Genomic DNA, 22,600 nt, shown 5'->3' with positions numbered 1-22,600 from the left:
AGTATTACATCTTAAAAGAATTTTTGCCATGTTAAGCGATGAAGTAAAATCAGCATACGACAATTTTTATACACAGACCGATACAACCTGGCGCATGCTTGGGGCGGAAGCTAAGGCAAAAAACATCATGTATGTTTGCAAGAGTATCCAACCAGTTAAGGTACTGGAAGTTGGTGCGGGTGATGGCAGTATTCTCCATTTTTTAAACGAGTGGAATTTCGGCAAGGAACTTTATGCACTGGAAATTGCGGATACCGGTGTTGAACTGATTCAGAGCCGCGGTTTAAGCAGGTTGAAAGAGGTACAAAGTTTTGATGGTTACCAGATCCCTTATGCGGATGATGAGTTTGACCTGGTTATTTTAGCCCATGTACTGGAACATGTAGAGCATGAACGTGTGCTGATCCGGGAGTTAAAGCGTGTGGCTAAACATATCGTGGTCGAAGTTCCTCTGGACTATCGTTTCGGGGTAGATAAAAGGATGAAACATTTCCTGGATTATGGCCATATTAATATGTATACGCCTACTTCGCTTCGTTTTTTATTACAGAGTGAGGGTTTAGAGATCATCGATGACCAGGTTTCCCTGACACCTACGGAAACGATTAAGTTCAACCAGTTCGTCAATAATAAAGCACCTAAGACTTTTTCAAAGGTGTTAAGGATCGAGCTGGAATACCGGATCAAGAAATTCGTTGGAAATTTACTGGGAACCAAAAAGCAGGAACAATATGCGAATGCGTATACCGTTTTAACCAAGAAATCAAGTCAGACACTTCAAATATTTTAATTCATGCAAAGTTTCGCTCCTATTGCCTTATTTGTTTACAACAGGCCTAAGCATACTGAACGTACGCTTAAGTTTTTGAGACAGAATGAACTGGCAGCTGAAAGCCGGTTATTTGTTTTTTCTGATGGCCCCGGGTCAGAGGCTGAGCAGGAGAATGTGAGGGAGGTAAGGGAGTTACTAAAGCATATCGAGGGGTTCAAGTCTGTAGAGATTATCGAAAGAAAGAGTAATATGGGTCTTGCTGAGTCTGTGATTGCAGGGGTAAGCAGATTGGTAAAGGATTATAAGCAGGTGATTGTTTTTGAGGATGACCTGGTGACTTCGCCTTATACGCTGACTTATTTTAATGATGCGCTGAATAGGTATCGTGAGCAGGATAAGGTGATGCACATTGGCGCTTATATGTACCCGCTGAAGGAGAATACGTTACCGGAAACTTTTTTTTACAGAGCGGCAACGAGCTGGGGCTGGGCAACGTGGGACAGGGCGTGGCAGCATTTTGAGCCGAATATTGACGTGTTGATGAAGCAGTTTGATGCGAGAAAAAGGGCTGAGTTCTCTATTGAACACAAAATGAATTTCTGGAAACAGATGAAGGATTTTAAGAATGGAAAGAATAATTCATGGGCTATCAGGTGGTATGCTTCGGTGTTTTTAAGGGGTGGGTTGACGTTGAATCCAAGCCAGTCGTTAGTGAATAATATTGGTCATGATGGTTCTGGGGTACATTCTGGAATCAATGATATTTATAATGTGATCATTAATCCGAGAAGGGTAAAGGTTTTTCCAGAGGTTGTTGAGGAGAATTTATTAGCTTATCAGGTTATTAAAGGTTTTTTAAGTACGAGGAAGGGGAGTTTTGTAGATCGGGTGAAGAGGTATTTGAAAGGGATTGGTCTTTTGAAGTAGGTTTCTCCACCAGGGAAATCTAAAAACCTCCGATACTGTCGGTGCCCTTTGTTGGTAAAACCAACGCTGGTCACCTACAGTATCGGAGGTTTTTAATTTCTCAACAGGCAGGACAAGTCGCACTGCTTTAACTTAAAAAGAAGAGCTGGTTTTCAAATATTGGGGGCGGTTGGGCAGGGTGCAGATTAGGTTATGTTTTTAGAATAAAAATATACATCCCCCCTCTCCTGAAACTTTCTGAAGAAAAAAACTGGTTCTATATCCGGAAGAAACCCATTCCTGAAACTTTCTGAAGGAAAAACTGGTTCAATATCCGGACGATACTACTTACTGAAGCTTCAGAATTGCTTTTATTTGTGTTTTCTGGCTTCCAGGATGATATATGGGGATAATTGACGGGAGTTGAACGGGAGTATTTTCGTGAATACTTTACCGGCAATCCATATGGATTTTTTTAAGAGTTTTACGCCGGCTGAGCGTTGTTTTTCGTTTTCAAGCCAGATGCTGAAGTGTCCGAAGTATTTAGACTGGATAACTTCAAGACCTGCTTTTTTGCAGATTTCAGCAAGCAGGGCAGGGTCCATGCAGGAGATATTGTGTTTGCCGTAGTTGGCCCGGTCAAAGGATTTCTGAAACCAGCCGTTGATGGCTTTGAAGTTAGGCAGGGTAATGAACAGGGTCCCTCCTGGTTTCACGAAGTCTATATGGCGCTGAATAATGTCGGCGGTGTCATTAAAGTGCTCGATCAAACCGCAGGATAGAACGAGGTCGTATTGCTGGGTTTCTTTATGGTTGAACAGATCGGTTTCTATGCTGTGAATATCACTTTCTTTCAGGTTGTTGGCTTTGAGCAGGTCGTTGGTTACGGGCTGATGGACAAAGTAGTCTAAAAGGGTAACATCCAGTTTCAGGTATTTTTTAAGGAAGACGGCGTAGTAGCCGGGAAAACCTCCGAGTTCTATGGCAGTTTTTACTTTTTGGGTTTGAGCGATGGTCGTAAGCTCTTTATGAAAGAGGTAGTTTGCAGGGATATTCACCGACAGGCCTGTTTTGCTTTCCCAATAGTTTACCCAAAATTGTCTGTCTGTTAAAAGGTTATCCATGTTGTTTTTGTTTCTTTTCGTTTTTTGTTTGTGCTCTTCTGGTTAATAACGTCAAATGGGGTACTAGAGTTTGTGCATCTGACGTTAAATGGAAGAAAAATATGTTTCTTTATTTATTTTGGGAAACGTAAAATTAATTATATTCAACCGAAAACAGTTAAAAAATTAGGGGGCCGCTGAAATTTAGGTGATAAATTTGTGCTGAGCATCGAATAAAGGATAACAATTATATGTAATTTTGAACTGTTGAAGATAATCCATTTAAATACATACGAGGGAAACGGTGGGGCTGGAAGAGCTTGCCTCCGGTTAAGTGATGCGCTGCAGGCAAATGGCGTTGAATCCCGCGTGATGGTTTATTACCAGTTTAAGGAGAGTACCAAAGCAGATTCGTTCAGCAAAAGTCTCTTTCAAAAGGGAAGGGCCATTTTCAATATTCTCGCCGAAAGGTACCTCGCCAAATTTTTAACGAAAGCGCTGAAAACCCCTTTTTCTTTGCAGTGGTTCGGCCGCTCTGTAATTGACAATGCCGCATTGAAGGAGGCGGACCTGATTCATATTCACTGGATTAATCATGGGTTTTTAACACCGAAAAAGCTGGCCGAACTGGAAGAGCTGGATAAACCGATCGTCTGGACTTTCCATGATAGCAATGCTTTCACGGGAGGCTGCCATGTGAGGTATGCTTGTGAGAATTTTCATAAGCAGTGTGGCTCCTGCCCGCTGTTAAAGATTAGTGGCCCAAATGATATTTCTCACTGGAACTGGGTAAGCAAGAAGAAAGGATATGCGAATCTGGGTTTTCATATCGTTGCTCCAAGCCGCTGGATGGCAGACTCTGTCAAGTTCAGCAGTTTAATGGGGGCCCGCGAAACGACAGTTATTCCCAATACTATCGAAACTCAGGTTTTTAAGCCTTATGTAAAGGCGGAAGCCAAAAGGTCTTTGAATATTAATCCTGATAAATTCGTTTTAATGAGCGGGTTTATGCCTTCTAATAATGATAAACATAAGGGGACGGATTATTTGATAGCAGCAATGAACGACCTGGCTACCAGACCGGGTATCGTCAAAGAAAATATAGAGTTACTGATCTTTGGCAATAAGGACCAGACTGATGTGCCTGTTTTCCCTTTTAAGACCACTTACCTGGGCAAAATAGATAATGATGCACACCTGGCGAAGTGCTATTCGGCCGCAGACGTGTTTATTACGGCTTCTCTTGAAGATAATCTGCCGAATACGGTTATGGAGAGCCTGGCTTGCGCAACTCCCGTAGTGGCCTTTAAAACAGGTGGGATTCCGGATATGGTGGAACATCTGGTGAACGGGTACCTGGCGGATTATGAATCTGCTGAGGATCTGGCCACAGGAATGGAGTGGTTATACCATGAGGAAAATGCAGCAGAGATTCAGAAGGGAGCCCGTTTAACGATACTTACCCATTTTTCTGAAGCAGTTATTGCTGATAAACACATTGCTTTATATCAATCCCTGATCAATTTACATCCACGTTAATCAATTATATTTTATTTCATGTTGCAGCCAAAGCTTAGTGTCATTACCATCGTATATAATAATGTAAGGGATATCGAACGTACTATGCTTTCGGTATTAAATCAGACGTACCCGAATATTGAATATATCCTGATTGACGGCGCTTCAACGGATGGAACAAAAGATATAATTTATAAGTATAAGTCCCGGCTGGCACAGTTTATTTCTGAAAAAGATAAGGGAATTTATGATGCGATGAATAAGGGTTTGAAATTAGCCACGGGCGATTATATCCTGTTCATGAACTCGGGGGACGAAATCTATGCGCCTGAAACGGTAACGGATATTTTTGATACTGCACCCGGAGCTGATATTTATTATGGGGAAACAGAAATGTTTAATGATAACTGGCAGAGCTTAGGACAAAGGAGACACCGTGCACCGGAATGTTTTAGCTGGCGCAGTTTTAAGCACGGAATGAGCATTAGTCACCAGGCAATTTATGTGAAACGCAGTTTAGCAGAGCCTTATGATTTAAAATATAAATACAGCTCTGATATTGACTGGATTATTAAGGCTGCGAAAAAAGCATCAAGTATTGTGAATACGCAGCTTTATGTAGCGAAATATCTGGTTGGCGGAATATCGAAACAGAAACATTTTGCGAGTTTAAAGGAGCGTTTCCGCATTTTTCATAAGTATTACGGATTGATCCCAAACCTGGTTAATCATTTCTGGATCGCAATCAACCTGACGCAATATTATGTGAAGCATAAGAAAACCAACGATTAAGGATCATGGGTAAGAATTAAGTCCTGATTGCTGTATTCTTTTTTTCTATTGTTATATTTTTCTATTATTATACTGCTATACTGTTTTATTGTTATACTTTTCTATTGACTGATCGCTGATTCTAAAGGTGGGTTCTTCGGATAAGTAAAGGGCAAGCCCGATAGATAACGACTGACCTTTCTGAAAGGATAGCCCCCTGCCCCTTTTTCCGAAAATTGAACAATGATCGTATGGGTCAAAGGATCAATGTACAGTCTTTGTCCTCTCATTCCTTCTGCAGCGTAATCTCCGGTCACACCTTGTTGCGGAACCCACCATAAGTAGTGATGAGCCGATTTCTGCCAGCCTTTAGCGTTTGCAGGAGTTTCTTCCTTTCCCAGATTGACAGATTGATTAACCCATTGCTCAGGAATCACCTGGTTTCCATTATAACGTCCTTTATTCAGGTAGAGACGGCCGAGTTTAGCTAAATCTATAGCGGTTGACTGAAATCTGCTGGCTGTGTTAGCGAATCCGTCTGGATGGTCTAACCCGAAACTTGCCGGATAGGCAGTCCCTATTTTCTTCCAGATTTCATCCTGAAAGTAGGTGGCAGCTTTCTGACCTGTTGCATTTTCCAGTGCCCAGGTTAACAGGAAAGCATCTATACTTTTATATTTCCAGACAGTGCCGGGTTTGTTTGCCAGCTTTACCTGAAGCAGTTCTTTTTTGATATCCTCAGTATAATAGTATTTTGCCTCATCTGATAAGAAAGCAGCTATTATCCCTCCGTAAACATCCTTGAATTCTAAACCGGATTTCATTTCCAACAGGTTTCTCAGCGTGATCTGATTGAATGCGGGATTATTTTTCAGCTCAGGAACGTACTGAGTAAGGTGATCGTCGAGGTTTTTAATCTTGCCTGATGCTAATGCTTCGCCAGTCAGCATAGAAACCATTGTTTTGGCGACTGAGAAAAGTGTAGTCAGCGTGGTATCACTATAACCGGGGGCAAATTTCTGATAGATAATAGTATCATTTCTGATAACCATAAAGAGATTCGCTTTCCCGTCTTTCAGATAGGTGGTGAAGGGTACGGATTCATTTTTCCAGTTCAGCACCTGGATAGTATCAAGGTCGTCCCGGTTAGCTGCTGCTTTTACAAAATGAAAAGCAGCGTCTGAGGGCTGGATAATGGCTTGCGGGAATATTTTATAAGTATTGGCATCGGGAGATTGGTAGCGTAAAACCCGCACCAGTTCAGGCCGCCAGGTGAACAGTACCACAAAAAGGAGCACAATAACTAAAGTTACCGCCGCAAGCCAGTAGAGAATCCGTTTCATATCATAGAACTTATAGTATGAGTTTGTATTATGGATTTGTAGACCAAAGCCCCGCCTCTTTCACAAAAACTCTGCGGTTTAATTTCAATTGACTTACCACTAATTCTGCAAGATCTTCAGGTTGCATTACTTTGTCAGGATTTCCGTCAGTAAGCTTCAGGTCTTTCGCCATATCTGTAGCCACTGTGCTTGGCGTTAAAGTAGTTACACGGATATTATGTTTGCGGACTTCTTGCATCAGAGATTCAGAAAGACCAATTAATGCAAATTTAGAAGCGCTATAAGCACTGGTTACCGCAGCACCACGCTGACCTGCTGTAGAAGAAATATTCACGATGTCGCCGGTTTTACGGTCTATCATTTCTGGCAGAACGGCACGGGTTACGTAATAAGCACCGAACAGGTTAACTTTTACAATCTCTTCCCATCTGGCTGGCTCTAATTCCATAAAGGAACCAAAAGAGCTGATACCAGCATTGTTGATCAGAATATCTATAGCCCCTAAATCAGTTTTTACTTTTGCTACAGCAGTATTCACAGAGTCTATGGAAGCGACATCCGCAGTTGCGATAGCGACATGAACATTAAAAGATTTTAGTTCTTCCGCTACATTCTGCAAGTCAGCTTCTGTTCTTGCAATCAGCCCCACATTCACCCCTTCTTGCGCAAGGGCAATCGCCAAAGCACGACCAATTCCTTTACCAGCACCTGTAATCAGTGCATTTTTTCCTTTTAATGATTCCATGATATAATTTATTGAGCTACAAAACTAAGAAACTTTGTTTTAAACGATCTCAAAATAGGCTTAAAACAAAAAATCCCGTAAGCAAATACTTACGGGATTCATACTCAATTTATAAGGTCTTAGAAGTTTTTACCTTTTATTTTACGTTCAGCTTCAGTTAAGTGAATTTTACGTAAACGCATACTTAACGGAGTGATTTCAATGTACTCATCAGCCTGGATGTATTCCATTGCTTCTTCCAGAGAGAACTTAATTGCCGGAGCAATACGGTTACTATCATCTGTACCTGATGCACGCATGTTAGTTAAAGCTTTTCCTTTAACAATGTTTACTACTAAATCATTATCACGGATGTGCTCACCCATAATCTGACCTTCATAAACATCAACACCCGGATCAACGAAGAAACGACCACGATCCTGTAATTTATCAATTGAATAAGCCGTTGTGCTTCCTTTTTCCATAGAAACCAATACACCATTCAATCTTCCAGGAATAGTACCTTTCCAAGGCTCATAAGCTTTGAAACGGTGAGCCATAATCGCTTCACCACCTGTAGCAGTTAATACGTTATTTCTTAATCCAATGATACCACGTGCAGGGATTTCAAACTCTAAATGTTGTAAATCACCTTTTGGCTCCATGATCAACAGTTCACCTTTACGTTGTGTAACCAGCTCAATTACTTTACCAGCAACTTCACCCGGAACGTCAACGATCAGTGTTTCAACCGGCTCACATTTCTTACCATCAATTTCTTTGATAATTACCTGTGGTTGTCCTACCTGAATTTCGTACCCTTCGCGACGCATAGTCTCGATTAATACTGATAAATGCAGAATACCTCTACCGTATACTAAATAAGCATCAGGTGATTCAGTTTCTACAACTTTCAAGGCAAGGTTTTTCTCCATCTCTTTGTACAAACGTTCTTTGATACGTTGAGAAGTAACAAATTTACCTTCTTTACCGAAAAATGGTGAGTTGTTGATTGTGAACAGCATGTTCATAGTCGGCTCATCAATTTTGATAACTGGTAATTGCTCAGGAGCTTCAAAATCAGCAATAGTATCACCGATGTCAAATCCATCAATACCTACAACTGCGCAAATATCACCTGAACTTACTTCAGTAGTACGAATTTTACCTAATCCTTCGAAAGTGTATAATTCTTTTACTCTTGATTTTACCATTTTACCATCACGTTTGATTAAAGTAACCGGTTGGTTTTCTTTAATTGATCCGCGGTGAACACGTCCAACTGCGATACGACCTACGAAAGATGAATAATCTAACGAAGTGATCTGCATTTGTAAAGTTCCTTCAATTAGTGGTGGAGCTGGAATGTTAGCAACAACTGCATCTAATAAAGGGAAAATATCTGTAGTTGGTTTAGTGTAATCAGTACTCATCCATCCTTGTTTAGATGAACCGTAGATTACAGGGAAATCCAACTGATCTTCTGTAGCTTCAAGGTTAAAGAACAATTCGAAAATCTGCTCATAAACCTCTTCAGGACGACAGTTTTCTTTGTCTACTTTATTTACAACAACAATAGGTTTCAAACCTAAAGCCAAAGCTTTTTGAGTTACGAAACGAGTTTGAGGCATTGCACCTTCAAACGCATCGCATAACAACAATACACCATCAGCCATTTTTAATACACGTTCAACTTCACCACCGAAATCGGCGTGACCAGGTGTATCAATGATATTAATTTTAATATCCTTGTACATTACTGAAACGTTTTTGGAAACGATCGTAATACCACGTTCTCTTTCCAGGTCGTTATTGTCAAGTATTAAGTCACCTGTTTGCTCGTTGTCACGAAAAATAGAACAAGTGTGTAAAATCTTATCAACCAATGTAGTTTTACCGTGGTCAACGTGTGCTATAATAGCTATGTTTCTTATTTTTTGCATAAAATGCGCCTAAATTTTGGCGCAAAGATAACGTAAATAATTGATATATCAGCCTATCAACTAGGACTATGTCAATATATTTCGCATAAAAAGCAATCCCGGCGCTAAATTTCTTTTCATCTTATTCAAAGATGATTGTGTAACAAAACTGTCTGATCTACAAAGAAAGAAATTGATATTACCTGTTTTTTAACAGAAAAAGTGATCTTTAAAGATTGAGCAGCTGCGCAGAAATGATCAGCTGAAAAAGAGTTAACAATAAGCTGAAAGATAACGTTTATGACAGAACATAGGAAAGCAATACTGGTTGGTGCAAGCGGATCTATAGGCCGGAGTTTATTACAGGACTTATTAGATGATATACATTATACGGAGGTGCTGGTACTGGTCCGCAAGAAATTAACGATACAGCATCCTAAGTTAAATCAACTGGTAATAGATTTTGACCGCCTTAATACGTTTGCGGCAGACATTAAAGGAAATGCAGTGTTCTGCTGCCTTGGCACAACCAAAAGCCAGACTCCTGATCAGCAGCAATATCGTCAGATAGACTATCAATATCCACTGGATGTCGCCCGGATAGCACTTAAAAATGGTGCAGAAAGTTATCATCTAGTTTCTGCCATGGGCGCGGACGAAACCTCTTCTTTTTTTTATAACAGAACAAAAGGAGAAGTAGAACGCGATCTGAAAGCGATTCCGTTCAAGAGTATCCATATCTACCGCCCTTCTTTACTGGACGGGGAAAGGTCACAAAAACGCTTCGGGGAAAGTATGATGAACAAGCTGATGCACATTATCAACCCACTTTTGGTGGGTAAATGGAGAAAGTACAGGAGTATTAAAGTAGGCGCTGTGGCAAAAGTGATGGTTGCACAGTCTTTAAATGACCAGAAAGGGATATTTACACATCCTTCTGATCAGATTCAGGCTTTAAGTGATGTGCTGTAAGACCTTTATGCTATAGGGCTGCAAGATCAAAATCAGCTACTGTAAAAATTTTTAAGCTGTATTATAAAAATGTTTTCCTTGGAAATGCCCAGCATAAAAACGATGGTAATGCTTTACCCCATGTTGCAACGTTGTGCTTTCCCCCTACCATTTCATAGTAAAAAATATCATCTTGTCTTTTATAACCTTTTTTGGTTAATTCTTTGATAATATCAATGGTATCATCAATAGAGTCAATGATAAAATTACGGTTACGGTCAGCGGTTTCATCCTCTGTTCCGGTCATCAGCCAAAACTTCACCGCAGGTTGTCCTTCTGTATCCCTGATCACCTGGTGCATAATCCGGTCATCATCGGTATAGCCATCTTTCAGGTCTTTTTTCCTCCACCAGAAAGAACCAGAGAAAACTCCGGCAATATCAAAAAAAGTATCGTTTTTCCAGACAATATCAAAAGCTGTCAGTCCGCCTAATGAACATCCTGCGAATGCACGTTTGCCAAGAAAAGGCATTCCTGTTTCATTTTCCAGGAACGGCATTAATTCAAGCGTAATGAATTTGGAATATGCGTCAGCCTTGCTGCCTCTTGCTGCAAAGTCAAGAACACCGGCAACACCATATTCCTGGAGACGATCTGCGGAAGCTTTAATTGCAGCCACAACAACGGGTTCAATTTTCTTGTCTTCATACAGGCTGCTCAGCGTCTCCTGCAGGTTTAGTCCTGCTGCATCCTGCCCATCGTTTAACAGTAATAAATTCAACTTTTCATTGCCCAGCAAACCCGAAGGATAAAATAATTCTATTTCCACTATACGCTGTAAGTGAACAGACTCCAATTGACAGATGACGGGTGTTAACCCAAGAACAGACTTAGTATTATACATAATTCAACGAATTCCCTTTCTCACAAATTCCCTGCAAATTTAACAATCTCCGTAAATAATTTATCTATTTTTTTGAGTGTAAAAGCAAGCTAATTCCATTCAGTTGATGTTTTTATACTAAAACTTATACAGCTTTAATGAATCGATACCGGATAAGAATAAATTGGCAAAACCTTTTGGGTTTGAATGAGTTTTACATATCTTCAATATACTAATCGGAAAGGCGTGAAAGAAGAATATAAGAAATGGTACAGCCCCAATTTGAGCGGCGAGATAGAACTTCTGATTTATGGCCATAGCGGCCAGCCAGTCCTGCTTTTCCCAACAAGTAAAGGCCGTTATTATGAAACAAAAGATTTCGGTCTGATTGCTTCGGTACAACACCTGATTGAGCAGGGGAAAATCAAAATATATTGTCCGGATAGTATCGATGCAATGAGCTGGTATAATAAAGATATTTCTCCGGCAGATCGTGCACATAACCATTCCTGGTATGATAAAATGCTGGTTGAAGAGCTTTTCCCAATGGCAGTTCAGGAAACAGGTTATCAAAAAGTAGTTGTGGCTGGTTGTAGTTTTGGTGGTTATCATGCGGCCAATTTCGCCTTCAAACATCCTTCTTTAGTGAGTCATCTGTTCAGCATGAGCGGAACGTTTGATATTACACCGCAGACAGATGGTTTTTATAACCTGGATATTTATTACAATAACCCTGTTGATTTTCTTCCGAATGATCAGGCCCCTGACCTCTGGAACATCAATATTATACTGGGCACCGCAGACCGTGATATTTGCCGGCCTTTTAATGAACGTTTATCAGGCATCCTTCAGCAGAAAAACATAAACCATTGGCTGGACATCAGACCTGATGCGGACCATGACTGGCCAGTATGGCGACAGATGTTCCCGGATTATTTAGCAAGAATATAACAAAATCATAAAAAAGCGCTTACCTAATTATAAAAATCTATGAAGAAAATTGGCATCTTATTCGGACAGGAACGATCATTTCCTGAAGCCTTCGTGAAACGTGTAAATGAATTAGGAGGCAAAGATTTCCAGGCGGAATTTGTCAATATTGATAAGATATTTCAAGCCGAACCGTTAGGCTACGCTGTAATTATTGACCGGATTTCTCAGGATGTTCCTTTTTACAGAGCATTGCTGAAAAATGCAGCGATTACGGGAACAGCAGTAATCAACAATCCTTTTTGGTGGAGTGCTGATGAAAAGTTTTTTAACAATGCACTGGCTCTCAAATTAGGGATACCTGTACCTAAAACGGCGTTGATTCCTTCTCATGCAAGACCAGATGATACGAATGAAAATTCTTTCAGCAACCTGGCTTTTCCTTTTGATTGGGATAATATTTTTGAATACACGGGTTTTCCTGCCTATATGAAACCTTTTGACGGCGGAGGCTGGAAAGAAGTTTATAAGTTAAATAACAAAGAAGAATTTTTTGATAAGCATAGCCAGACGAATCAGCATGTGATGATGCTGCAGGAGGAAATTGAGTTTGACGAGTATTTCAGATGTTATTGTATCGGAGGAAAATATGTGCGCATCATGCAATATGAGCCGCGTAATCCTGCACATTTAAGATATGCGGTAGATGAAAAGGCTGTTAACGAAAAACTGATAAAGACTATTCATGATTATGTGATAAAGCTAAATGAGTATTTAGGGTATGATTTTAACACGGTAGAATTTGCCGTGCGCGATGGAATCCCTTATGCTATTGATTTCTGCAACCCTGCACCTGATGCAGATATTGCCAGTGTGGGCCAGGAAAATTTTGACTGGGTAGTAGAACATTCGGCTAAATATGCGATAGAAAGAGCAAAAGCGCAGGTTGATGGTCAGGATAACTTAACTTGGGGCGAATATTTGAGATCGGCTATTGCCGGAAAACCTTTAACTGGTGTTGTTAAGCCTGGAAAAGCAGTTTCGGCTGAAGCGGTAGGTCCGGCGAAGCCTAAAAAAGAAAGTTCGGCGAAACCTGCAACAGAAAGTTCAATAGAAAGTTCAGTGAAAACTAAACCGAAAAGCTCAGTAAAGTCTGCAACAGAAAATTCAGCAAAGCCTGCAACAGAAAGTTCAGCGAAGCCTAAAAAAGAAAGTTCAGCGAAGCCTAAAACAACGAGCTCGGCGAAACCTAAAACAGCAGCCAAAAGTGATGAACCTGCTAAAAAAGCAAAACCTGCAACCACTGGTAAAACAGCGGCAGCAAAGAAAAAATAGATTCAATAAGGAGGTTTCAAGATGATGAATGAATTTACGCTCGGTGTAGAAGAAGAATATATGGTCATTGATCCGGTTACGCGCGAGCTAACCTCTCATGATCAGAAAATAGTGGAGGCTGCGCAAAAAATCCACAAAGATCAGGTGAAAGCAGAAATGCACCAGGCAGTTGTGGAAGTTGGGACCGGCATTTGTAAAAATACGGAACAGGCACGGCGGGAAATATCGCAATTGCGCCATACGGTATCAGTGCTTGCGGGTGAGCAAGGTCTGCGTATTGGCGCTTCAGGAACCCATCCTTTTTCACACTGGGAAAAGCAATTGATCACTGAGCATCCAAGATATAGCGAAATTGTCAACGAACTTCAGGAGGCCGCACGTTCCAACCTGATTTTCGGTCTGCACGTTCATGTGGGTTTCCAATCGCGGGAACTGGCCATTCATATTGCCAACCAGGTACGCTATTTTCTGCCCCATGTATTTGCTTTATCTACAAATTCACCTTTTTGGGAAGGCAGAAACACCGGGTATAAATCATACAGAACCAAGATCTTTGATAAGTTTCCAAGAACAGGTATCCCCGATGTATTCAATAGTATCGAGGATTATGATAACTATGTCAAGCTATTGATTAAAACCAATAGTATTGATAATGCCAAAAAGATATGGTGGGACATCCGCGTACACCCCTTCTTTGAAACCATTGAATTCAGAATTTGTGATTGTCCGATGCTGATCGATGAAACGATGGCTTTTGTAGCCTTGTTTCAGGCACTTTGCGCTAAATTGTATAAGCTTCGCCTGCAAAACATGAGCTTTATCAATTATTCAAGGGCACTGATCAATGAGAACAAATGGCGGGCTGCCCGTTATGGAATTGATGGGAACCTGATCGATTTCGGCAAAGAAATGGAAATCAATTGCCGTAACCTCGTTTTGGAATTATTGGACTTTGTAGATGACGTGGTGGACGAACTAGGCTGCAGAGAGGATCTTAATTATATCCACAAGATCCTTGAAAACGGTACAGGCGCTGACCGGCAACTGGCAATTTATTCACAAACAGGCAGCTTTGAATCGGTTGTAGATTACATTACTTCACAAACTTTAATCGGGGCACACGGATGACAGAACAGCTAAAAGAAATTAAAGTTGCGGTAATAGACATGAATAATGGATTCCCTAACCAGGGATTGAGGGGTATTCTGAATATTGTTTCCACTTATAAAGAAGATCATGCACTGAATTTATCTATCCAGGTATTCGATCTGAGGGTAAAAGATGAAATTCCGGGAACGGAATTCGATATTTATATTTCAAGTGGTGGCCCGGGCAGCCCTTATGAGGGAGAGGGTCAGGAATGGGAAAGCTCATTTTTCAAGCTGCTGGATGACCTGGAAGCCTACAATCAATCACATGAGGATAAAAAGTATGCCTTCTTAATTTGCCACTCTTTTCAGATGGCGTGCCGCAAATACAATTTAGGGCTCGTTACTGAGCGTAAGTCTAACGCCTTCGGAATTTTCCCGGTCACTTTAACAGAACAGGGAGAAAATGATATTATTTATGCGGGCCTGACTAATCCATTTTATGCAATTGATAGCAGAGACTGGCAGGTCGTAGACGCAGAGGATGAAACTTTTAATAAAACCGGGGCAGAAGTTTTAGCACTCGAGAAAGAACGTCCCCATGTTGATCTGGAACGCTGTGTGATGTCCATTCGTTTCTCTAAAGAATTTGTGGGCACACAGTTTCATCCAGAGGCAGATCCGGAAGGAATGAGGTTATATTTACTGGAAGAAGAAAAGAAAAACACCATTATTGCTGCACATGGGGAAGAAAAATACCTGGATATGCTGGAAAGCCTGGACAATCCGGACAGAATCCTGCTGACACAAAAAACTATATTACCCAATTTTTTAACCGAAGCTATTCAATCTCTTAAAGAAGCCTGATATGGTCCGTACTTATAGGGAATATTTTAACCGGAACTTTACCAAAGAAAAGTATGTAAACTTTTTACATACACTTGGGAAAGATTATCCGCCCTTAACAATCAGATTTGCCGAAACACCTGTCTTCATTCCTGAAGATTTAAAAAATCAGCTGATCGAAGCAGGTGAAGAAATTATCAAATTAATCAAACAGCCCGATTTCAAAGCACTTACTGATAGTGCAATTCCCAAAGAATGGATAGTACCCAATGAAAATGATCATCCTCATTTTTTAGCATTCGATTTTGGTATTTGTAAAGATGAAAAGGGCAGATTAGTACCGCGTCTGATAGAAATGCAGGGCTTCCCTTCGTTATTTGGTTTTCAGGCACATTTGGCCGATGCTTACAAAGAGGCTTTCGAACTGGACGAACTTGCAGATTTCAGTCCTTTTTTTAATGGAATAGATCAGCAAAGTTATATCGCACTATTAAAAAAAGTAATCCTGGGACCTTTTGCACCTGAAGAGGTTGCCTTAATGGATATTGATGCGCCAAATCAGAAAACGGCCATTGATTTCTTTGTAACTGCAAAACATTTAGGCATCCGCATTCTAAGTTTAACAGATATTTTTAAAGAAGGTAATCAGCTATTTTATAAGGAGCAAGGAAGAAAAACACGCTTAAGAAGGATTTATAACCGCCTGATTTTTGATGAAGTAAGTACGCAACAGGAATTATTTAAGCCCAGTTTCGATCCGAGAGAAAACCTGGACATCGAATGGATTACACACCCCAATTGGTTTTACAGGATCAGCAAGTTCACCATGCCCTTTTTAAAGAATGAATTTGTACCTGAAACCCGGTTTCTCAATACCATTGAAGTTATTCCTGAAGATTTAGAGAACTACGTACTCAAACCTTTATTTTCATTTGCCGGGATGGGGGTGATTATAGATGTCAGCAAGGCTGATATAACCGGAATAACTGATCCGGAAAACTGGATTTTACAGCGAAAAGTGAATTACGAACCCGTGGTACAATCGCCCGACGGCCTGGTTAAAGCAGAGCTCAGATTGCTCTATATCTGGCCGGATGGAGAAGAGCCGCAATTGTGTATTAACCTAGCCCGTTTAAGCAGGGGAAAAATGATAGGCGTACGTTATAATGCCGATTTTGACTGGGTAGGCGGCACTGTGGGACTAATGGCCCAGTAAATTTACATTTAACAGACTCCCTGAATAAATCAATTGATTATAATTGTATTATGGATATTCAAGCTATTTTAGTAGGCCTTTTATTTGTTGCAGCATTATTTTATATAGGCCGCATCATTTATCGCGCCGTATCCCCAAAAAGTGGTGGGTGCGGATCTAATTGTAAATGTGGTGTAGATTTCTCAAATATTGAAACTAAGAGTAAATAGTTTTCATCTATATCCATATGTTCCAACAGCTTAAAGATTACCTGCAAAAAAGAATTACAGTAACTGATGAGCAGTTTGAACTGATTTCAAGAGATATTAAGGTCAAAGTCATTGAAAAAAACCAGGTGCTTGTTGCGCCCGGAGAAATCAATTCCAAGGGTTATTTTGTAACTGAAGGACTCCTACGCTGCTATTCCATTGATAGCAAGGCAAAGGTCAACATTATTCAGTTTGCTCCTGAGAACTGGTGGATGTCTGAAAGAAACAGCCTTTTCAATGAACCTTCCGATTTCTATATTGATGCCGTAGAACGCACAACTGTCTTACAGATCCCTAAAAACTATTTCGATGATGCAGCGAAAAACATCCCTTGTTTTGCTGATCTTAATTATACCATGCTGAACAATTCGATCCGCTTTATGCAAAAAAGGATCAATATGTTATTAAGTGCAACTGCTGAAGAAAGATACCTTGATTTTATCAAACTATATCCTAACCTGACACTTCGTGTGCCGCAATGGATGATTGCCTCTTATCTCGGTATCACGCCGGAATCTTTGAGCAGGGTACGTAAAGACCTCGCACACAAACATTTCAAAGTTTAATTATTTCTTATCATACATCAACATCCACGCCTAACATTAGCTTTAGATTTGTGTTATAATAAAAACCAATATTAAAACTAAAGATTATGGCAACTACTAAATGGGTATTAGATCCAACACACAGTGAACTTCAATTTAAAGTAAAACATTTGATGATCTCTACCGTAACTGGTAGTTTCAATGAATTTTCTGCAGAATTAGATACTGAAAATGATAATTTCGAACATGCAGCTGTTTCTTTCAAAGCAGGTGTTGATTCTATCGACACAAGTAACAAAGACAGAGACGGTCACCTGAAAAGTGGTGATTTCTTTAATGCTGCAGACTTCCCTTCTATTTCTTTTGTATCAACATCGTTTACTAAAGATGGTGACGATTATCAATTGAAAGGTGACCTGACTATCAAAGATGTAACTAAACCAGTTATTTTAGATGTTGAATTTGGCGGAACTGCACAAGATCCATGGGGAAATACGAAAGCTGGTTTTACGATCAAAGGAAAAATTAACAGAACTGATTTCGGTCTGACTTACAATGCTGCATTAGAAACTGGCGGTGTAATGTTAGGTGAGGAAGTTAAAATATTAGGTGAATTGCAATTTGCAAAACAAGCCTAGTCAACAACCTTTTTAACACCTGTTCGAATACCTGTTCAATTACCTGCTACAAAAACGATTGCTTATGGAAACCACTATAAAATCTGTTTCGGCTGTTTTAGCCGCACCAACACCACACATGGTCGGTGATGGGTTTAAAGTGAGTAACTTTTTCCCGGGAGGCTATAAAATTAAAATGAGCCCTTTCTATATGCTCGATTTTAATGATAAAATGGAACTTCCGCCAACGAATCAGTTACGCGGTGTTGGAGTACATCCGCACCGTGGTTTTGAAACCGTGACGATTGCTTACCATGGTGCAATTGCACATCATGACAGCGCCGGAAACAGTGGGGTTATTTACCCTGGTGATGTACAGTGGATGACAGCAGCAAGTGGTATCCTTCATAAAGAGTATCATGAAAAGGAATTCAGCAGGAAGGGCGGTGCTTTTCAAATGGTTCAGCTGTGGGTAAATCTGCCTGCTAAAGATAAAATGAGTAAACCTAAGTATCAGGCGATCCAAAATGATACTATCGGAAGATACATTTTACCGGAAAATGCAGGAACGGCAGAAGTTATCGCAGGTGAGTATAAGGATGTCAAAGGAGCCGCCACCACTTTCAGTCCTATGAATGTATATAATGTACGTTTAAATGCTGATGGGGAAGCTATATTCAATTTTCCGGTAGATTTTAATACAGGTATATTGATTGTAGAAGGCAACCTGGTCATCAATGGAGCGCAAGCAGCTGCAAATGAATTCGTATATTTTAAGAATGATGGAGAGGAAATCCGTGTTAAGGCTTCAGAAAACAGTATTATCCTGGTTTTAAGTGGGGAACCTATCCATGAGCCAATTGCACAATACGGGCCGTTCTTAATGAACAATCAGGCAGAAATAAAATTGGCAATCAGCGATTATAACGAGGGTAAATTCGGTTATCTCGAAGATTAATTTTCAAAGAGATCAAACCGATCTTAAATAATAAAGCCGCTGAATCTTATGACTCAGCGGCTTTATTATTTTTTAACTGGCTTGGAGTGATCTGTCTGCAAACTATCAATTAGCGTAGTATCAGAACTCTTTTGCTGTGCTGGCTGTGAAGAAGCCTTGATATTAGTATCTATTTTTACTGAATCAGGAACTTTCTCACTTCCTTTATCACCCATGGTACAGGATGAAATAGAAATGGCTGTTATTCCTGCTACGAGTAAACATTGGAATGATTTTTTCATAATAAGGGGTTTTTCTAAACAACGCCCTTGCAGCACCAATTGTTTTTTATTTTTCAATCAGGCAAACCGCATAGGCAACCACTCCTTCTTCCCTGCCAATAAAACCCATCGTTTCATTCGTGGTTGCTTTAATGGAAATATCTTCTGTTGACATGCCGATAGCATCAGCTATATTTTGCTGCATTTGTGGAATATGAGGATTGATTTTGGGCGCTTCCAGACAAAGCATTGCATCGATATTTCCAATGCTCCAGCCTTTTTCGGTAAGCAATTTAACTGTTTCCTGCAAAAGGATAACACTGCTGATCCCTTTCCATCTTGGGTCTGTATTTTTAAAATGGAAGCCAATATCGCGAAGGTTCGCAGCCCCTAATAAAGCATCACAAATTGCATGTAATAAAACATCGGCATCTGAATGTCCAAATGCTCCCTGATGGTGTTCAAGATTCACTCCTCCAACCACGAATGGATGACCACCTTTTAACTGGTGTACGTCAAATCCAAATCCTACTTTAATCTTCATTTTTTTTATATTTATTTACTGGTATTCCCTAAGTTAAACAATAAGGTAAACCTTAAAGTATTAGCCAACGGGCTTTTTCTTGCACTTGCGGCCAGGTAAGATACATCGAAATTAAAATTCTCGTATTTAAAGCCTGTACCTAAAGTGAAATATCTTCGATCTCCTTTTTGCGGGCTTTCATAAAAATACCCGGTTCTGAGCGCAAATTTCTTATTGTACCAATATTCCAGTCCTGAGGCTATATTGATCTCTTTTACCTCTTCGCTGAAGCCTCCCGGCGCATCGTTGAACGAGCCAAAGATACCAGAAGGAACTGAACGGTCAGGATCTCTGCCCGACTGTATACTTCCGTCCTGATTATAAACCGGCTGGGTAGGTACTAAAAGTTTATTAACATCCAGAGCAAGCGTTATTTCATTATAATCATCCAGGATCAGCGTTGCGGCTCCCCCGATTTTCAGGTTTGTCGGCAAAAAAGAACTCTGACCGCCATCTACATAACTCATTTTTGTACCGATGTTTGAAATATTCGCGCCAGCGGATACAATCGCGTCATGTCCAAGCATATAGGTTGGCTTTTTGAAATAAGCAGAAATATCCACCGCAAGAGATTTACCCGCTTTTGATTGCTGTCCGACACCAAAATTTCCTGCTGCCAGGTTTGAATAAATGTATCTGACAGAGGTTCCCAAAGAGAAGGAATCTCCAAAACGACGCGCAAAAGTTGCATCAATAGCTAATTCACTTGGACTGGAAGTACCCAGCTCTTGCTGATTCGCATCAGTCAGCTGTATTTTACCCAGAGAAAAATAACGCATGGAAGCCGCCAGGGTTGTTCTGTCATCCAGTTTATAAAATCCACTCAGGTAGCCTAAATTAATATCAGAGACAATACTTCTCAACCATGGGCTATAAGAAGCTGAAAATCCATATTTCTCTTCCAGAAAAGCAAGTTTGGAAGGGTTAATACTACCAGAATTCGCGTCTGGTGAGATCGCCACCCCGGCCTCTCCCATCCCCCCGGCCCGCGCATCGGGCGTGATCAGTAAAAACGGGACTGCCGTTTTCAAACTGTTAAACCTGCTGCCATTACTTTGTGTTTCTGGTGTCTGTGCCTGCAGAGAGAAAGTTTCCACAGCAAAAAAGAAGCAAATCAATAGAAATCTTGAAGAGCACTTCAGTTTTATTATCCTCATTAGTTGATTTTCTTTTTCAGGTTCATAGATAGGTATGGGTCAGTGTTGACTCTCTTCTTCAAATATAATTTAAATAAGCAAATTATTTAATTTAAGACTTAACATTTGCGCGCATATATATTGCAAGATGTTAATCTATGATGATATTATTGAATTATTTTGTTGCATCGATCTTTTTTTGTGTAATTTTAAAAGTTAGAATAGCTCAATGCGCAATTATGGAAAAAACATACCTATATTCATTTGCTTTTTTATTGTCTGTTTCCTCAATAGTTTCGTGCACATCGAAAAAAAGTGCAACCTCCGAAAAGACAGGATTAGCATACAATAGACCAGAAAACGGAGGGTTTCAGGTAAACAATAAATTCAAGCGCGGACCTGGTCCGGGTTTGGTTGAAATTGAAGGTGGTGTATTTGTGATGAGCGGAAGCGCGACCAATGTTCCGGGACAGGAGCTTAAAGATTACAACCACAAAAGAGAGACTACGGTATCTTCCTTCTACATGGATGAGACTGAGGTTTCCAATACAAACTGGTTAGAATATCTCAACTGGATCAGAAAAGTTGATCCGACTAACTACGAATATTATTACAACGAGTTACCTGATACGCTGGTTTGGCGCAGGCCTCTTTCTTACAATGAACCTTACGTTGATAATTATTTAAGACACCCTGCTTATCAGGATTATCCTGTTGTAGGCGTAAGCTGGGAACAGGCACAAAGATATTGTGAATGGAGAACAGATATAGTCAATGAATCTCTTTTAAGAGAGCAAAACTATATGACCAGTTATAAGGATCTGAACGGTACAGGTAAAAACGGTAAAAAAACAAATGCTGCTGCTACAGCTGCTAAACCAACCGGACCTTTCAATACTGACCTGTATTTAAACGGACAGTATGACGATAAAGGAACCAAGGCAATGAAAGATTTCAGCCCTGCGGCTACTGCTGCCAACGCAAATGGCAAAGGTCAAAAAGGTGGCGCTACAAGGAATGTAAGGTTAGAAGACGGTATTATCAAACAACCATACCGCCTGCCTACAGAAGCTGAATGGGAATATGCAGCTTTAGGTTTAATCGGAAATACGAATTACGAAAACATTTCCAGCAATAAAATCTATCCATGGGATGGTCTGGGTATCAGTTCTGCGAAGAACAAAACCCGTGGCTTGATCCTGGCCAACTTTAAAAGAACTAAAGGTGATTATATGGGAGTTGGCGGTACATTGAATGATAAAGGAAGTATTACGGTTCCTGTTCGTTCTTATGTGCCAAATGATTTCGGTTTATACAATATGGCTGGAAACGTAAATGAATGGGTAGCCGATGTTTACCGCTCTAATACTTTTGCAGACGCAGATGCTTTAAACCCATACAGGGGAAATTATTACCAGGATAAAAAGGTTGCCGATCCATTAACCGGAAGGCTGGAGAAAGACGCTTATAACAGACCTATTATGACTGCTGCTGTTTCTGGTAAAAAACAAACCTGGGCAGAAAAACAAGCTGCTACTGCTAAAGCAGATACGGTAAAAAATTCTTATGCTGACCAAAGAGGTTTCCGCGATGAGGAAAACAAGTTATATGGTGAAATTACACTGGTCAACAATAAATCAAGAGTTTACAAGGGTGGTTCATGGGATGACCAGGCTTTATGGTTAAACCCTGCAACAAGACGCTTCTTACCACAAGATGAGTCTACTGCTGACATTGGTTTCCGCTGTGCGATGACCATGCTGGGTGCTTCTGAGATCCATTCTGTTGGAAAACCTCAGTTCAAGCCTAAACAGCAAAAGCCTTTCAACGCGAAAAAGAAATAACATAAAGACACTAGCTCATAAATAAAAAAAGAGGAACCTTTCAGTTCCTCTTTTTTTATGCAATTACTTCTTTTATTTAATCACTTCCGGTTTCCGGTTTT

General features: G+C 40.3%; 23 protein-coding genes. 15 read left to right on the top strand and 8 right to left on the bottom strand.

Going from position 1 to position 22,600, the window contains the following annotated elements:
• The first annotated feature begins 28 nt into the window (after positions 1–28).
• Together LY11_RS18210 and LY11_RS18205 are read left to right on the top strand one after the other, a co-directional pair.
• Positions 29–790 carry a class I SAM-dependent methyltransferase gene (locus tag LY11_RS18210; RefSeq protein WP_111635074.1) on the top strand — a complete coding sequence of 254 codons (762 nt, stop codon included), beginning with the start codon at positions 29–31 and terminating at the stop codon, positions 788–790.
• A 3-nt stretch (positions 791–793) separates the two neighbouring features.
• The gene (locus LY11_RS18205; protein WP_111635073.1) at positions 794–1,699 is read left to right on the top strand and encodes a glycosyltransferase; all 906 of its coding nucleotides are present in this window, start codon (positions 794–796) and stop codon (positions 1,697–1,699) included.
• Between the two features lie 350 nt (positions 1,700–2,049).
• Here LY11_RS18205 and LY11_RS18200 read toward each other — a convergent pair whose 3' ends face one another.
• Entirely contained in the window at positions 2,050–2,802 is a 753-nt protein-coding gene (locus LY11_RS18200; protein WP_111635072.1) for a class I SAM-dependent methyltransferase, read from the bottom strand.
• A 246-nt stretch (positions 2,803–3,048) separates the two neighbouring features.
• Between LY11_RS18200 and LY11_RS18195 the strand changes: the two genes are divergently transcribed.
• Positions 3,049–4,320 carry a glycosyltransferase gene (locus LY11_RS18195; RefSeq protein ID WP_111635071.1) on the top strand — a complete coding sequence of 424 codons (1,272 nt, stop codon included), beginning with the start codon at positions 3,049–3,051 and terminating at the stop codon, positions 4,318–4,320.
• An 18-nt stretch (positions 4,321–4,338) separates the two neighbouring features.
• On the top strand, positions 4,339–5,091 hold the full coding sequence (locus LY11_RS18190) for a glycosyltransferase family 2 protein (RefSeq protein WP_111635070.1): 753 nt from the start codon (positions 4,339–4,341) through the stop codon (positions 5,089–5,091).
• Between the two features lie 101 nt (positions 5,092–5,192).
• On the opposite strand, the gene LY11_RS18185 is transcribed toward LY11_RS18190, so the two are convergent.
• The 3 genes from LY11_RS18185 to typA all read right to left on the bottom strand — a co-directional run bounded on the left by LY11_RS18185 (position 5,193) and on the right by typA (position 9,080).
• Positions 5,193–6,413: a serine hydrolase domain-containing protein gene (locus LY11_RS18185; protein ID WP_111635069.1), complete on the bottom strand. Its 1,221-nt coding sequence runs from the start codon at positions 6,411–6,413 to the stop codon at positions 5,193–5,195.
• A 28-nt stretch (positions 6,414–6,441) separates the two neighbouring features.
• Positions 6,442–7,158, bottom strand: coding sequence for a 3-ketoacyl-ACP reductase (locus LY11_RS18180; RefSeq protein WP_111635068.1), 717 nt, complete (start codon positions 7,156–7,158; stop codon positions 6,442–6,444).
• A 119-nt stretch (positions 7,159–7,277) separates the two neighbouring features.
• The gene (gene typA / locus LY11_RS18175) at positions 7,278–9,080 is read right to left on the bottom strand and encodes a translational GTPase TypA (protein WP_111635067.1); all 1,803 of its coding nucleotides are present in this window, start codon (positions 9,078–9,080) and stop codon (positions 7,278–7,280) included.
• A gap of 279 nt (positions 9,081–9,359) precedes the next feature.
• Between typA and LY11_RS18170 the strand changes: the two genes are divergently transcribed.
• Complete coding sequence (locus tag LY11_RS18170) at positions 9,360–10,031, top strand: oxidoreductase (protein ID WP_111635066.1); 672 nt, start codon at positions 9,360–9,362, stop codon at positions 10,029–10,031.
• A 61-nt stretch (positions 10,032–10,092) separates the two neighbouring features.
• On the opposite strand, the gene LY11_RS18165 is transcribed toward LY11_RS18170, so the two are convergent.
• The gene (locus LY11_RS18165) at positions 10,093–10,914 is read right to left on the bottom strand and encodes an alpha/beta hydrolase (protein ID WP_111635065.1); all 822 of its coding nucleotides are present in this window, start codon (positions 10,912–10,914) and stop codon (positions 10,093–10,095) included.
• Positions 10,915–11,100: 186 nt separating this feature from the next.
• Between LY11_RS18165 and LY11_RS18160 the strand changes: the two genes are divergently transcribed.
• The 9 genes from LY11_RS18160 (at position 11,101) to LY11_RS18120 (ending at position 18,676) form a co-directional block, all read left to right on the top strand.
• Positions 11,101–11,844, top strand: coding sequence for an esterase family protein (locus LY11_RS18160; protein ID WP_211321592.1), 744 nt, complete (start codon positions 11,101–11,103; stop codon positions 11,842–11,844).
• Positions 11,845–11,883: 39 nt separating this feature from the next.
• A complete protein-coding gene (locus LY11_RS18155) occupies positions 11,884–13,158 on the top strand; it encodes a hypothetical protein (protein WP_111635064.1) in 1,275 nt (424 codons plus the stop codon).
• A 21-nt stretch (positions 13,159–13,179) separates the two neighbouring features.
• Positions 13,180–14,286 carry a carboxylate-amine ligase gene (locus LY11_RS18150; RefSeq protein WP_111635063.1) on the top strand — a complete coding sequence of 369 codons (1,107 nt, stop codon included), beginning with the start codon at positions 13,180–13,182 and terminating at the stop codon, positions 14,284–14,286.
• Positions 14,283–15,113 carry a type 1 glutamine amidotransferase gene (locus tag LY11_RS18145; RefSeq protein ID WP_111635062.1) on the top strand — a complete coding sequence of 277 codons (831 nt, stop codon included), beginning with the start codon at positions 14,283–14,285 and terminating at the stop codon, positions 15,111–15,113. Before LY11_RS18150 ends, LY11_RS18145 begins: the two co-directional genes overlap by 4 nt.
• A gap of 1 nt (position 15,114) precedes the next feature.
• The gene (locus LY11_RS18140; protein WP_111635061.1) at positions 15,115–16,308 is read left to right on the top strand and encodes a hypothetical protein; all 1,194 of its coding nucleotides are present in this window, start codon (positions 15,115–15,117) and stop codon (positions 16,306–16,308) included.
• A 50-nt stretch (positions 16,309–16,358) separates the two neighbouring features.
• Complete coding sequence (locus LY11_RS18135; protein ID WP_111635060.1) at positions 16,359–16,517, top strand: FeoB-associated Cys-rich membrane protein; 159 nt, start codon at positions 16,359–16,361, stop codon at positions 16,515–16,517.
• Positions 16,518–16,534: 17 nt separating this feature from the next.
• Positions 16,535–17,122: a Crp/Fnr family transcriptional regulator gene (locus tag LY11_RS18130; protein WP_068405211.1), complete on the top strand. Its 588-nt coding sequence runs from the start codon at positions 16,535–16,537 to the stop codon at positions 17,120–17,122.
• A gap of 86 nt (positions 17,123–17,208) precedes the next feature.
• Complete coding sequence (locus LY11_RS18125) at positions 17,209–17,739, top strand: YceI family protein (protein WP_111635059.1); 531 nt, start codon at positions 17,209–17,211, stop codon at positions 17,737–17,739.
• Positions 17,740–17,803: 64 nt separating this feature from the next.
• Positions 17,804–18,676: a pirin family protein gene (locus LY11_RS18120; RefSeq protein WP_111635058.1), complete on the top strand. Its 873-nt coding sequence runs from the start codon at positions 17,804–17,806 to the stop codon at positions 18,674–18,676.
• A 65-nt stretch (positions 18,677–18,741) separates the two neighbouring features.
• Here the strand turns inward: LY11_RS18120 and LY11_RS18115 are convergent, their stop codons facing one another.
• From LY11_RS18115 to porV, 3 genes are read right to left on the bottom strand one after another with little or no spacing between them, the layout of a single operon-like run.
• The gene (locus tag LY11_RS18115; protein ID WP_146610870.1) at positions 18,742–18,957 is read right to left on the bottom strand and encodes a hypothetical protein; all 216 of its coding nucleotides are present in this window, start codon (positions 18,955–18,957) and stop codon (positions 18,742–18,744) included.
• A 46-nt stretch (positions 18,958–19,003) separates the two neighbouring features.
• The gene (gene ispF / locus LY11_RS18110; RefSeq protein WP_068405202.1) at positions 19,004–19,480 is read right to left on the bottom strand and encodes a 2-C-methyl-D-erythritol 2,4-cyclodiphosphate synthase; all 477 of its coding nucleotides are present in this window, start codon (positions 19,478–19,480) and stop codon (positions 19,004–19,006) included.
• Positions 19,481–19,491: 11 nt separating this feature from the next.
• Positions 19,492–20,676 (bottom strand): type IX secretion system outer membrane channel protein PorV, encoded by a 1,185-nt coding sequence (gene porV, locus LY11_RS18105; RefSeq protein WP_146610869.1) that lies wholly within the window; start codon positions 20,674–20,676, stop codon positions 19,492–19,494.
• A gap of 218 nt (positions 20,677–20,894) precedes the next feature.
• Here porV and LY11_RS18100 point away from each other — a divergent pair, with 218 nt between their 5' ends.
• Positions 20,895–22,499, top strand: coding sequence for an SUMF1/EgtB/PvdO family nonheme iron enzyme (locus tag LY11_RS18100; protein ID WP_111635056.1), 1,605 nt, complete (start codon positions 20,895–20,897; stop codon positions 22,497–22,499).
• Positions 22,500–22,600: the final 101 nt, after the last annotated feature.

Origin of the sequence: Pedobacter cryoconitis, from assembly GCF_003259615.1 — a bacterium.
GTDB classification, from domain to species: domain Bacteria; phylum Bacteroidota; class Bacteroidia; order Sphingobacteriales; family Sphingobacteriaceae; genus Pedobacter; species Pedobacter cryoconitis.
Note: the sequence above shows the minus strand (reverse complement) of the source record. Positions and strands in the feature narration are given on the sequence as shown.

Coding starts and splice junctions, on each gene's coding strand:
- LY11_RS18210 (WP_111635074.1), top strand. CDS start 29: ATGTTAAGCGATGAAGTAAAATCAGCATACGACAATTTTTATACACAG.
- LY11_RS18205 (WP_111635073.1), top strand. CDS start 794: ATGCAAAGTTTCGCTCCTATTGCCTTATTTGTTTACAACAGGCCTAAG.
- LY11_RS18200 (WP_111635072.1), bottom strand. CDS start 2,802: ATGGATAACCTTTTAACAGACAGACAATTTTGGGTAAACTATTGGGAA.
- LY11_RS18190 (WP_111635070.1), top strand. CDS start 4,339: ATGTTGCAGCCAAAGCTTAGTGTCATTACCATCGTATATAATAATGTA.
- LY11_RS18185 (WP_111635069.1), bottom strand. CDS start 6,413: ATGAAACGGATTCTCTACTGGCTTGCGGCGGTAACTTTAGTTATTGTG.
- LY11_RS18180 (WP_111635068.1), bottom strand. CDS start 7,158: ATGGAATCATTAAAAGGAAAAAATGCACTGATTACAGGTGCTGGTAAA.
- typA (WP_111635067.1), bottom strand. CDS start 9,080: ATGCAAAAAATAAGAAACATAGCTATTATAGCACACGTTGACCACGGT.
- LY11_RS18170 (WP_111635066.1), top strand. CDS start 9,360: ATGACAGAACATAGGAAAGCAATACTGGTTGGTGCAAGCGGATCTATA.
- LY11_RS18165 (WP_111635065.1), bottom strand. CDS start 10,914: ATGTATAATACTAAGTCTGTTCTTGGGTTAACACCCGTCATCTGTCAA.
- LY11_RS18160 (WP_211321592.1), top strand. CDS start 11,101: ATGAGTTTTACATATCTTCAATATACTAATCGGAAAGGCGTGAAAGAA.
- LY11_RS18155 (WP_111635064.1), top strand. CDS start 11,884: ATGAAGAAAATTGGCATCTTATTCGGACAGGAACGATCATTTCCTGAA.
- LY11_RS18150 (WP_111635063.1), top strand. CDS start 13,180: ATGATGAATGAATTTACGCTCGGTGTAGAAGAAGAATATATGGTCATT.
- LY11_RS18145 (WP_111635062.1), top strand. CDS start 14,283: ATGACAGAACAGCTAAAAGAAATTAAAGTTGCGGTAATAGACATGAAT.
- LY11_RS18140 (WP_111635061.1), top strand. CDS start 15,115: ATGGTCCGTACTTATAGGGAATATTTTAACCGGAACTTTACCAAAGAA.
- LY11_RS18135 (WP_111635060.1), top strand. CDS start 16,359: ATGGATATTCAAGCTATTTTAGTAGGCCTTTTATTTGTTGCAGCATTA.
- LY11_RS18130 (WP_068405211.1), top strand. CDS start 16,535: ATGTTCCAACAGCTTAAAGATTACCTGCAAAAAAGAATTACAGTAACT.
- LY11_RS18125 (WP_111635059.1), top strand. CDS start 17,209: ATGGCAACTACTAAATGGGTATTAGATCCAACACACAGTGAACTTCAA.
- LY11_RS18120 (WP_111635058.1), top strand. CDS start 17,804: ATGGAAACCACTATAAAATCTGTTTCGGCTGTTTTAGCCGCACCAACA.
- LY11_RS18115 (WP_146610870.1), bottom strand. CDS start 18,957: ATGAAAAAATCATTCCAATGTTTACTCGTAGCAGGAATAACAGCCATT.
- ispF (WP_068405202.1), bottom strand. CDS start 19,480: ATGAAGATTAAAGTAGGATTTGGATTTGACGTACACCAGTTAAAAGGT.
- porV (WP_146610869.1), bottom strand. CDS start 20,676: ATGAGGATAATAAAACTGAAGTGCTCTTCAAGATTTCTATTGATTTGC.
- LY11_RS18100 (WP_111635056.1), top strand. CDS start 20,895: ATGGAAAAAACATACCTATATTCATTTGCTTTTTTATTGTCTGTTTCC.